Raw genomic sequence first — 10,935 nt, 5'->3', positions numbered from 1 at the left:
TCACCGCCGACGCGACCGGGCCGAAGCACCTGACGCTGCAGCTGACGCGCGCCAAGTTCGAGCAGCTGGTCGACGACCTCGTCCAGCGCACGATTGCCCCTTGCAAGGCGGCATTGAAGGATGCCGGCCTGAAGGCGGGCGAGATCGACGAAGTCGTCCTGGTCGGCGGCATGACCCGCATGCCCAAGATCCAGGAAATCGTGAAGCAGTTCTTCGGCAAGGAGCCGCACAAGGGCGTCAATCCGGATGAGGTCGTCGCTCTCGGCGCCGCCATCCAGGCCGGCGTGCTGCAGGGCGACGTCAAGGACGTGCTGTTGCTCGACGTGACGCCGCTGTCGCTCGGCATCGAGACGCTGGGTGGCGTGTTCACCCGCCTGATCGAACGCAACACGACGATCCCGACCAAGAAGAGCCAGGTGTTCTCGACGGCCGAGGACTCACAGTCGGCAGTGACCATCCGGGTCTTCCAGGGTGAGCGCGAAATGGCCGCCGACAACAAGGCGCTCGGCCAGTTCGACCTGGTCGGCATTCCGCCGGCGCCGCGCGGCGTACCGCAGATCGAGGTCACCTTCGACATCGACGCCAACGGCATCGTCAACGTTTCGGCCAAGGACAAGGGCACCGGCAAGGAGCACCAGATCCGCATCCAGGCATCGGGTGGTCTTTCGGACGCCGACATCGAGAAGATGGTCAAGGACGCCGAGGCCAATGCCGAGACCGACAAGAAGCGGCGTGCGCTGGTCGAGGCCCGCAACCAGGCCGAAGCGCTGCTGCATTCCTCGGAGAAGTCGCTGAAGGAATATGGCGACAAGGTTTCGGAAGGCGAGCGCACGGCGATCTCCGACGCGATCGCGGCGCTGAAGACCGCGACCGAAGGCGACGACGCGGCCGACATCGAAGCCAAGAGCCAGGCGCTGGCCGAGGCTTCTATGAAGCTTGGCCAAGCCATGTACGAGGCTTCGCAGAAGGAAGCGGCGGAAGCCGACGCCAAGGCGGACGCCGCCAAGGACAGTGACGTTGTCGACGCCGATTTCGAGGAAATCGACGAAGACGACGACAAGAAGAAGTCGGCCTGAACCGTTTGACGGCAAGATAAAGCGAAAAGCCCGGCGAAGGCCGGGCTTTTTTGCAACCCCTTGCAGAAAAACAGCGGGCCTTGCTGAAAAAATGCAGGCAAAGCCGCGTCGACACTGGCATCCCCCTTCCATCGCACCTAAATCGAAGCGTCAGTGCCGGCAAGAGACGCAACAATGCTTCAAGACGTTGAGCATCCGGACAGCGGGAAAAAATGAAAGCTGATTTCTACGAGACGCTGGGCGTGCAAAAAGGCGCCGATGAGAAGGAGCTCAAGAGCGCTTTCCGCAAGCTCGCCATGCAATTCCATCCCGATCGCAACCCCGGCGACCATTCCTGCGAGCACAAGTTCAAGGAAATCAACGAAGCCTACGAGACGCTGAAAGACCCGCAGAAGCGCGCGGCCTATGACCGCTTCGGTCATGCCGCCTTCGAACAGGGCGGCATGAATGGCGGGGCCCAAGGCTTTGGCGCCGGCGGCTTCGCCGACATTTTCGAGGACATTTTCGGCGACATGATGGGCGGGCGCCAGCGCCGCTCGTCGGGCGGCCGCGAGCGCGGCGCCGACCTGCGCTACAACATGGAAATCACCCTGGAAGAGGCTTTTGCCGGCAAGACCGCACAGATCCGGGTGCCGGCGTCGATCTCGTGCTCTGAATGTTCGGGCAGCGGCGCTAAGCCCGGCACCCAGCCCGTCACCTGCTCGATGTGCAACGGCCACGGCAAGGTGCGCGCCACGCAAGGCTTCTTCTCGATCGAGCGGACCTGCCCGCAATGCCAGGGGCGCGGCCAGACGATCAAGGATCCGTGCCCGAAATGCGCCGGCCAGGGCCGCGTCACCGAGGAGCGTTCGCTGTCGGTCAACATCCCGGCCGGCATCGAGGACGGCACCCGCATCCGCCTTGCCAATGAGGGCGAAGCCGGCCTGCGCGGCGGGCCCTCGGGCGACCTCTATATTTTCCTGGCGGTCAAACCGCACGAGTTCTTCCAACGCGACGGCGCCGATCTCTATTGCAAGGTGCCGATCTCGATGACGACGGCAGCCCTTGGCGGCTCCTTCGAGGTGACGACGCTGGACGGCACGCAGACCAAGGTCAAGGTGACCGAAGGCACACAGAACGGGCGCCAGTTCCGCCTCAAGGGCAAGGGCATGCCTGTGCTGCGCCAGCCCAATGTCGGCGACCTCTACATCCAGACCGCGGTCGAGACGCCGCAGAACCTGACCCGGCGCCAGCGCGAACTTCTGGAGGAGTTCGAACAGCTCTCCTCGCAGGACAATTCGCCTCAATCGAGCGGCTTTTTCGCCCGTATGAAGGATTTCTTCGAGTCTTTCGGCGAGCGTTGATGCACTTTGGCCCGCGTAAGCCGATTTGCCACGCGTAAATCCTTGAATCGCGTCGCCCCTTGAGACGCGACGAAAATTATCTTATCCACGACATGCGTCCGGCCGCGCCTTGCCTAGCACCGCTCAGGTGCTAAGTAACTTTGCGGGGAGCGCTGAGGAGAGCTTGCATGACACGTGGCCCTGGACTGCGGAAGGCGCTTGTCGAAAAGTTCGACGACGAACTCAAATTCTTCAAGGGCTGGATCGACAAGCCGAAGACGGTTGGCTCGATCGTGCCGACCAGTTCGATCACCGCGCGCAAGATGGCCTCGATCGTCAATCCTAAATCCGGCCTGCCAGTGCTCGAGGTCGGTCCCGGTACCGGCGTCATCACCCGCGCCATCCTCGCCCAGGGCGTACGCCCCGAAAACCTCTACGCTGTCGAATATTCCACGGATTTCGTTCGTCACCTGCGGCGGCTCTATCCCGGCGTCAACGTCATCGAGGGCGACGCCTTCAACCTCAACGCCACGCTTGGCGACAAGAGCGGGATGATCTTCGATTCCGTCGTTTCGGGCGTGCCGCTGCTCAACTTTCCGGTCGCCCAGCGCATCGCCTATATCGAGAGCCTGCTCGACCGCATCCCGGCCGGACGGCCGATCGTGCAGCTGACCTACGGACCGATGTCGCCGATCCCGGCCGGCCGCGGTGACTACACGGTCAAGCATTTCGATTTCATCCTCCGCAACATTCCGCCGACGCAGCTGTGGATCTATCGCCGCGAGGCGCACTAAGTGAGAAGGGAATAGGGCAATAGGGGAGTAAGGGAGTAGGGATGAAGGGTTCCATTTCCAGGCTATTTTCTACTCCCATATTCCCCTACTGCCCTATTCCCCTATCCAGCCGTTGATTTGAGCCGTCCTTGGCTGTACCTGTCCGGGAACAAGGGTGGCCAATGGCAGTGATCCCGAAAATCCTCGTCTTCGCCGGCTCGGTGCGCAGCGGCGCCTATAGCGGCAGGGCCGCCGACGTGGCGCAAAAGGAACTCGCCATGCAAGGTGCCGAGGTGACCCGCATCTCGCTCGCCGACTACCCCCTGCCGATCATGGACGAGGATCTGGAAAAGGAAAAAGGCGTTCCCGAAAACGCCCAGAAACTCGGCCGTCTGATCATCGCCCATGACGGGCTGCTGATCGCCACACCCGAATATAACGGCTCCATTCCGCCGCTGCTCAAGAACACGATCGACTGGGTGAGCCGGGTGCGCAGGGATGGTGGCCGGCCAGTCAGGCCGCTGGCCGGCAAGGTCGTTGGCCTCTGCTCGTCCTCCAACGGGCACTTTGCCGGTATCCGCTGCATCAACCATCTGCGCGCGGTGCTGGTGCGTTGCCAGATGGAGGTGGTGACGCCGGAATGCTCGGTGCCCGACGGCGGTGACGCCTTCGACGAGGATGGAAATTTCCGTGACGAAAGACTGCACAAATCGATGGAGCACTTATGCCGCACGCTGATCGAGACCTCGCGCCTGCTGTCCACCCGGATCGAGGCATGATCGCCAATAGCATGCGCGACCGGCTCATCGTCGGCCTCGACGTGCCGACAGTGAAGCAAGCCGAGCAGGCAGTGCGCGAACTCGACGGCATCGTCTCCTTCTACAAGATCGGCTACCAGCTTGCCTTCGCCGGCGGGCTCGACTTCGCCAGGGAGCTGGCCAGCGGCGGCACCAACGTCTTCCTAGACATGAAGCTGCTCGACATCGACCACACGGTGGCCAAGGGTGTCGAGAACATCGTCAAGATGGGCGTGACCATGCTGACCATCCACGCCTATCCCAAGGCCATGCAGGCCGCCGTAGAGGCGGCCAGAGGCAGCGACCTTTGCCTGCTTGCCGTTAGCGTTCTGACCTCGATGGACGAGCAGGACATGATCGACGTCGGCTATGAGTACGATCCGCATACGCTGGTGCTTAGGCGCTCGGAACAGGCGCTGCATGCCGGCATGGGCGGCATCGTCTGCTCGGCCGCGGAGGCCGAGGCGGTGCGCCGGATCGTGGGACCCGACATGGCGGTGGTGACGCCCGGCATCCGGCCGGCGGGCAGCGACCATGGCGACCAGAAGCGCGTGGTGACGCCAGGCCAGGCGATTCGCAACGGCGCCAGCCACCTCGTCGTCGGCCGTCCGATCATTGCTGCGGCCAACAAACGGGAAGCGGCCGAAGCCATCCTCGACGAGATGCGCTCGGCCTGAGATTTCCAGGAACAAGTTCGGAGACCAAGAAAATGCCCAAAGGATATTGGATCGCTCGTGTCGATGTGCGCGACGCGGAAGGCTACAAGGACTATGTCTCCGCCGCCAAACCTGCCTTCGAGCGCTTCGGCGCGAAGTTCCTGGCGCGCGGCGGCGAGCATGAAAAGGCCGAAGGCCCCGGCCGCGCACGCAATGTCATCATCGAGTTCGAATCGCTGGCCGCCGCGCATGATTGCTACCATTCGCCGGAATACCAGCGCGCCGCCGCCATCCGCCAGAAGGTCGCCGACGGCGAGATCGTCCTGGTCGAGGGCGCCTGAGGTCCCCTGCAAGCATAGTTCCGGTTTTAGCCGGAGACGTGCTCAAAATCGGATAGAGCCTGGCGGCGTTTGAAGCCCCGCAGGCTCATTTTACATATCTTTGCTCCGCGATTTCACGGTGATCTGCCTGGCGCAGTTGCCAGGTGCGGAGCCGTGCCGACGAGCGCTCATTCAACGCCGGTCGGATTGCCGGTTGACATGCAGGTATTTACCTGCATATTATGCCTTACAACAGAGTGAGGCAGATGGACGCCGACAAGGTTTTCAAAGCGCTGGGCGACCCGACACGCAGAAGGCTGCTTGACCTTCTGTGCGAGCAGAACGGGCAGACGCTCAGTCAGCTTTGCGATCATCTGGACATGGCCAGGCAATCCGCCACCCAGCACCTCGACCTGCTGGAGGCGGCCAACCTGGTGAGCACGGTCAAGCGCGGCCCCGAAAAACCACATTTCATCAATCCCGTGCCGCTGCACGAAGTCTACGAGCGCTGGGTACGGAAATTCGAACGGCAGCGGCTCAGCCTGCTGCACGACCTGAAGCAGGAACTCGAAGGAGAAGACCAATGACCAGGGAAACGACCAGCTTTGTCTACGTGACCTATATCCGCTCGACGCCGCAGAAGGTGTTCGAGGCGATAATCAAGCCCGAGATCGCAAAGCGCTACTGGGGCCACGAGAACGTCTCCGAATGGACGCCGGGCTCGAAATGGGAGCACATCCGCGCCAATGACGAACGGACTGTCGAACTCGTCGGCAAGGTCGTCGAGATTTCGCCGCCGACCCGCCTCGTCATCACCTGGGCGAACGCTTCGCAGGCGGACGATCCGTCAAAAACCAGCCGCGTGACGTTCGCCATCGAGGAATACGACACCATGGTGCGGCTGACCGTCAGCCATGACGAGCTCGAGGCCGGCAGCGGCATGGCGAAGGGCGTCAGCCAGGGTTGGCCGGCGGTGCTGTCCAGCCTGAAATCCTTCCTCGAAACCGGCAGCGGCATCGATATTTTCGCCAAGCCGAAATCGGCCTGATGTTGCGGCCTCGAGCAGAATCAGACCCGTGGAGAATGACAATGACCAAGCGCTATACCGGCGGCTGCGCATGCGGCGCGATCCGTTACGAGACCAATGACGAGCCGATCTTCCAGAACCACTGCCAATGCAGCGATTGCCAGAAGCGCTCAGGCACCGGCCACGGATCCTACCTGACCTTCGGCCAGCGTGCCGATATGGCCATTACCGGGGAGGTGAGCACCTGGCGCGTGGCGGGCGCCAGCGGCAATGAAAAAATCCACACCTTCTGTCCAACCTGCGGAACGCCGGTCTTTCTGATATCCGTCGCCATGCCGGAATTCATAGCGGTCCATGCGGCCAGCCTCGACGATCCGGAACAGTTCAGCCCACAGATGGTGACTTACACGAGCCACGGCCATGCCTGGGACAAGATGGATCCCGCCTTGCAGGCGGTCGAGCGAATGCCGTAGTGAAACGCGTCCGCCGGTCGGCCCGCGATCTGCCGTAGCGCCTTCAGGCGCGATGCTCTTGGCCGATCAGCCGGCTCGCCGCTGTCTCGGCTATGGCATCGGCAAGCTCGAGGCCCCATTGCTGGCGGCAATAGGCGCGGAAATCGAAGCAGGGCAGGCCGGGGCAGACCTCGAACTCGATGAGGTGGACGGTGTCGTCGGCCTCGACCCTGAGATCGATGGAAAACACGTCGCGCAGGCCGAGCCCGCTCATCAGCCGCCCGGCGATCGCACGAATCCTGGCGTCGGCGGCCGGCTGGCTGTCGGCGACCGCGACGAGCTCCGGCTCGGCGTAATGTCCCGCCGCTTTCGCTGCCTCGCCAGTGTCGCCGTAGAGCGCCAGGCTGTCGGCCATGGTCTGGAAATCGGCGCCTGAATCGACAAAGGCCACGCCAAGCACTTCGACTCCCGCGCCCGGCATCAGGCTAAGGAAACTGGCGCGCACGTTGCGGCCGGCGACGTAGGGCTGGACGACGACATCGTCGCGATAGGCCGAAAAGACGCGCCGGCTGAGCTCCAAAGCGTGGGCGAGATCGCCGCAGCGCGACTCCGGCCAGATGCCGATCTTGGCGCCGAGCCGGTTGGGCTTGACGAACCAGCCGGCGGGCGAGGCCGGCGGCTCGACCAGCCATTGGCCGTCACGCGCGAGCCCAGCCTGTGGCACCGGCAGGCCGAGCGCGCCGAGCACGGCGCCGGAGCGGAACTTGTCCTGGCAGAGCGCGAACAGCGCATCGTCGGCGCCGATTGTCTTGAAACCGCCCAGTCGCGCCAAAGCGGGCGCCGCGCCGCCGCGGAAATAGGCGATGCCGTCGGTCAGCGTCCAGACCAGCGTTGTGCTGGGATGCTCGCCGGCGAGCACGCTGGCAGCGTCGTCGAGCGCCACCGGCGTGAACGACAGGCCGCGTGCCTGGCAGGCACGGCCAAGCACGTCGAATTCAGGAGCGAGATCGGTCGACTGCGCCAGATAGGACGCGATTTCGGTTGCGCGCTGCGGCGCATGGCCGTCGGCGACCAGACGGTCGAAACAAGCCTTTTCCGGCTCATGGACGAGTATCAGTTTCGGCTTACGGCTTGGCATGAGATGAACGATCCCCGGCGGTACGATCACCTACCATCGCATGGTCGAGACGTCAGGCTCTCGCGAAACCGACACGGTGCGGGCGGTGGCGTGACAACGCACCGTCCGACCGTAGAATCCAGTTCGATCAGGCGATCAGCACGCGCGGCTCGAAGCGGCCGTTGACGGGAATATCGAGCAGAAAGGTCATGCCGCCCTGCAGATCCAGCAGACGCTGCTTCTCATCCTTGCCCGACCAGGCGGAGGTGACCGCCAGCCGGTCGGCCTTGGCGCCGACGAAGGCTGGGCAGGATGGCTGCGTCACCGGCATGGCGACCGTGCGGACGAGCTTGCCGTCGGGTCCGTAGGCTTCGATGACGCTGCCGCCCCAGACGGCGTTCCACAGGATGCCGTCGCGGTCGAGCACCGACCCGTCGACATAGCCCTTGGCCGAGCGGTGGTCGACGAACAGCTTGGGCTCACCGGCAGGCAGACCGGTCGCCGGGTCGCAGGCGACGCGCATCAGCAGCCCGGTCGAGGTGTCGGTGTAGTAAGCGATCGCGCCATCCTCGGTAAAACAGATCGAATTGGAGACGGTGATGTCCGAAAACAGCTGGCGCAGTTCGCCCTTGAAAAACCAGTAGATCGAACCCGCGCCTTTTTCCTCGCCCTTGCCCATGGTGCCCATCCACAGGGCGCCGCAGGGATGGACGCGGGAATCGTTGGAGCGCGTGACCGGATTGTCGGCCTCGACAGGCGTGTGCAGCGTCAGCTTGCCGGTCGCGACATCGCGGACATAAAGGCCGGTCTCGGCGGCGATCAGCTGGCGCTTGTCGTCGATGACGGCGATGGCGCTCGCCATTTGGCCAAGCTCATGGACGGTGGTCGCGCCGCCGGACAGCCGCTTTTCCAGAAGCTGGCTGTTGACGATGTCAAACCAGTAGAGCGTATCGGTGGCGGGATCGTAGCTCGGCCCCTCGCCGAGCTGGCAGACGTGATCGGAAAAAACCGAAACGATCGCTTCGCTCATCCTGCTTCTCCGAACACCGCATCCCAGGCCGCGACGGCAGCTTGCGCACGCGCGGCCACCTCGTCGACGCTCATGCCCGGCTTGAACAGGCTGGAGCCCAGACCAAAGGCGGTCACGCCGGCAGCCTTGTAGCCGGCAAAATCTTTTTCGGAGACACCGCCGACGGCACCGACCAATGTCTGCGCCGGCAACACCGCGCGCATCGCTGAAATGCCGCCGGCACCCAGCACGCTCGCCGGGAAGAATTTCAGGGCCGAGGCGCCGAGCTTGATCGCCAGGAAAGCCTCGGTCGGCGTGAACACGCCGGGCATCGTCACCATGCCGTAATGCATGGCGCGCGCCATCACCTCGGCATCGATGTTGGGACTGACCAGAAGCCGCCCTCCGGCCTGGTGCAAGCCATCGACATCGGCCGGCGTCAGCACCGTGCCGGCGCCGACCAGCGCCGTTTTCGGCAGCACTTGGACGATGCGGGCGATCGACGAGAACGGTTGCGGCGAGTTGAGCGGCACTTCGATCGCCTCGATGCCAGCGTCGAACAGCGCCTGGCCCATGGCCATCGCCTCGGTGGGCTTGAGCCCGCGAAGGATGGCAACCAGGCCGCGCTTGAGTTTTGGAAACGGTGCGGTCTGGCTCATCGGGCAACTCCAATTCTGGCGATCATGCCGTTCTCGCGCGCCGCCTCGACGAGACCGGCACGCACTGCCTCGTCGGCGTCGACGGCCCGGACCTCAAGCCCAGCAAGACCAAGTGCGGCCTGGTAGAGTGCGGCCAGCGCGCCGGAGGCAATCAGCACCACGGGTTCGGCACCGGCGCCATGCCGGCGGCTGGCGGAGGCGATCTCGCCGCCGATCAAAAGGCCGGACAGGCAGGCGGCGGCATCGTCGGCTTTCAGATCCTGCAGCAGGCCGGCGGCGCGGATCGAAAACAGCCGCGAGGTGACATCGCCGCCTTCGCCCAATGCGGTGTCGCACCAGCGGCGGAAGAACGGATTGTCCGATGTGACCGGCTTGGGGTGCTCGCCGAGCGAGTGGCGCAGGATCGAGTGCGCGGCAAGCACGGAAAACAGCTCGCCGGTCGGCCAGGTGCCGAAGCCGGTGACGGCGCCGTCCTCGACCAGCACCCATTTCGAATGGGTGCCGGGCATGCAGACCAGCTGGCGCCCCCTGGCCGGCAGGCCGGCGCCGGCAAGCTGGGTTTCCTCGCCGCGCATGACGTCGGGCGCGTCAGTCAGCCGCTGGGCAAGGCCCGGAACGATGCGGATGTCGCGGCTTTGGCCGGGCACGCTGGCGGCACCCGCAAGGATGGCGGTAAGCGGCGCCGGCACGGTGACATAGGGCGCTTCCAGCCAGCCCTGGCGGGACCCGGCCATGCCGCAGATGATGACGGGCAGCGCCGCTGGTGCTCCCATCGCCGCCAGATGCCCTTCGAGGATGGTCGAAAAGCCCTTTTGCTGCGCGGTGATCAGGCCGTCATCGCCGCGGCGTTCGGCAAGCATCTTGCCTTGCCCGTCGATCAGCCAGACCCGCATGCGGGTCGTGCCCCAGTCGACGGCGGCGACCGCCGGTGCGTTGCCGGCTTGGCTCACAGGAAACCTCCATCGACGATCAGCATCTGCGCCGTCAGCATGCGCGAAGCGTCCGAGGCCAGGAACAGCACCGTGCCGACGATGTCGTCGGGCTGCATCACCTGTTTTATGCACTGCTTGGCGACATGGGCGGCAAGCCCCTGTTCGGTCACCCAGAGCTCCTTCTGCCGCTCGGTGATCACCCAGCCGGGCGCGATGGCGTTGACGCGGATGCCGTCCACACCGAGCTTGCCGGCCAGCCCCTTGGTCAGACCGAGGATACCGGCCTTGGCGGCCGTGTAGGACGGCATGTCGGGGTGGTTGATCAGATAGGACGTCGAGGTGAAGTTGATGATCGAGCCGCCGCCGGCCCGCTTCATGCCCGGCGCCACCGCTTGCGCGGTGAAGAAATGCGGCCTCAGATTAATGGCTTGGTTGTTGTCCCAGAACTCGACCGTCACGTCTTCGACGGCGTGGCGTTCGTCCCAGGCCGCATTGTTGACCAGCACGGTGACATCGCCATGCGCCTCGGCAGCCTTCGCGGCGGACGCCCGCAGGGCCTCGACATCGCGCAAATCGGTCTTGAGATAGAGCGGCCGGCGGCCGAATTCTTTCTCGATGCGGTCGGCAAGAGCTGTGCTTGGGCCGTCGGCGATGTCGATGAAGGCGACATTGGCGCCCTGGCGCACAAAACCCTCGGTCAGTGCCGCGCCAATTCCGGAGCCGCCGCCGGTGATCAGCACCGAGGCTACTTCGAGGTCGGCAAAATGCGCCGATGGCATCATCGTTGTTGTCTCC

Annotated in this window: 14 protein-coding genes; 9 read left to right on the top strand and 5 right to left on the bottom strand. The window is 64.2% G+C overall.

The genetic code is table 11. The features are described 5' to 3' along the window. From EN991_RS09695 to EN991_RS09655, 9 genes are all read left to right on the top strand, one after another. Window positions 1-1,076 (top strand): Hsp70 family protein (locus EN991_RS09695; protein WP_164768944.1); only part of this gene is annotated, 1,076 nt, incomplete at its 5' end. A gap of 212 nt (window positions 1,077-1,288) precedes the next feature. Continuing rightward, window positions 1,289-2,419, top strand: coding sequence for a molecular chaperone DnaJ (gene dnaJ / locus EN991_RS09690; RefSeq protein WP_013528587.1), 1,131 nt, complete (start codon window positions 1,289-1,291; stop codon window positions 2,417-2,419). Between the two features lie 167 nt (window positions 2,420-2,586). Then, window positions 2,587-3,192: a phospholipid N-methyltransferase PmtA gene (gene pmtA, locus EN991_RS09685; protein ID WP_027161171.1), complete on the top strand. Its 606-nt coding sequence runs from the start codon at window positions 2,587-2,589 to the stop codon at window positions 3,190-3,192. Window positions 3,193-3,353: 161 nt separating this feature from the next. Further along, the gene (locus EN991_RS09680; RefSeq protein WP_127368655.1) at window positions 3,354-3,950 is read left to right on the top strand and encodes an NADPH-dependent FMN reductase; all 597 of its coding nucleotides are present in this window, start codon (window positions 3,354-3,356) and stop codon (window positions 3,948-3,950) included. Continuing rightward, entirely contained in the window at window positions 3,947-4,645 is a 699-nt protein-coding gene (gene pyrF / locus EN991_RS09675) for an orotidine-5'-phosphate decarboxylase (protein ID WP_013528590.1), read from the top strand. The genes EN991_RS09680 and pyrF overlap by 4 nt, the downstream gene beginning before the upstream one ends. A gap of 32 nt (window positions 4,646-4,677) precedes the next feature. Further along, a complete protein-coding gene (locus EN991_RS09670; RefSeq protein WP_024502158.1) occupies window positions 4,678-4,965 on the top strand; it encodes a DUF1330 domain-containing protein in 288 nt (95 codons plus the stop codon). Window positions 4,966-5,210: 245 nt separating this feature from the next. Then, window positions 5,211-5,531, top strand: coding sequence for a helix-turn-helix domain-containing protein (locus tag EN991_RS09665; protein ID WP_127368654.1), 321 nt, complete (start codon window positions 5,211-5,213; stop codon window positions 5,529-5,531). Further along, entirely contained in the window at window positions 5,528-5,992 is a 465-nt protein-coding gene (locus EN991_RS09660) for an SRPBCC family protein (protein WP_013528593.1), read from the top strand. The genes EN991_RS09665 and EN991_RS09660 overlap by 4 nt, the downstream gene beginning before the upstream one ends. A 41-nt stretch (window positions 5,993-6,033) precedes the next feature. Then, a complete protein-coding gene (locus EN991_RS09655; protein WP_013528594.1) occupies window positions 6,034-6,444 on the top strand; it encodes a GFA family protein in 411 nt (136 codons plus the stop codon). Between the two features lie 43 nt (window positions 6,445-6,487). On the opposite strand, the gene EN991_RS09650 is transcribed toward EN991_RS09655, so the two are convergent. The 5 genes from EN991_RS09650 to EN991_RS09630 all read right to left on the bottom strand — a co-directional run bounded on the left by EN991_RS09650 (window position 6,488) and on the right by EN991_RS09630 (window position 10,922). Next, window positions 6,488-7,561, bottom strand: a complete 1,074-nt coding sequence (locus EN991_RS09650) for a D-alanine:D-lactate ligase-like protein (RefSeq protein ID WP_127368653.1) — start codon at window positions 7,559-7,561, stop codon at window positions 6,488-6,490. 127 nt (window positions 7,562-7,688) lie between these two features. Beyond that, complete coding sequence (locus tag EN991_RS09645; protein WP_024502161.1) at window positions 7,689-8,570, bottom strand: SMP-30/gluconolactonase/LRE family protein; 882 nt, start codon at window positions 8,568-8,570, stop codon at window positions 7,689-7,691. Beyond that, a complete protein-coding gene (locus EN991_RS09640; RefSeq protein ID WP_013528597.1) occupies window positions 8,567-9,208 on the bottom strand; it encodes a 2-dehydro-3-deoxy-6-phosphogalactonate aldolase in 642 nt (213 codons plus the stop codon). The genes EN991_RS09645 and EN991_RS09640 overlap by 4 nt, the downstream gene beginning before the upstream one ends. After that, window positions 9,205-10,158: a 2-dehydro-3-deoxygalactonokinase gene (locus EN991_RS09635; protein ID WP_127368652.1), complete on the bottom strand. Its 954-nt coding sequence runs from the start codon at window positions 10,156-10,158 to the stop codon at window positions 9,205-9,207. The genes EN991_RS09640 and EN991_RS09635 overlap by 4 nt, the downstream gene beginning before the upstream one ends. After that, entirely contained in the window at window positions 10,155-10,922 is a 768-nt protein-coding gene (locus EN991_RS09630) for an SDR family oxidoreductase (protein ID WP_127368651.1), read from the bottom strand. Before EN991_RS09630 ends, EN991_RS09635 begins: the two co-directional genes overlap by 4 nt. Window positions 10,923-10,935 lie beyond the last annotated feature (13 nt).

This window comes from Mesorhizobium sp. M7A.F.Ca.US.005.03.2.1, assembly GCF_003997795.1.
Classification (GTDB): Bacteria; Pseudomonadota; Alphaproteobacteria; order Rhizobiales; family Rhizobiaceae; genus Mesorhizobium; species Mesorhizobium ciceri.
Note: the sequence above shows the minus strand (reverse complement) of the source record. Positions and strands in the feature narration are given on the sequence as shown.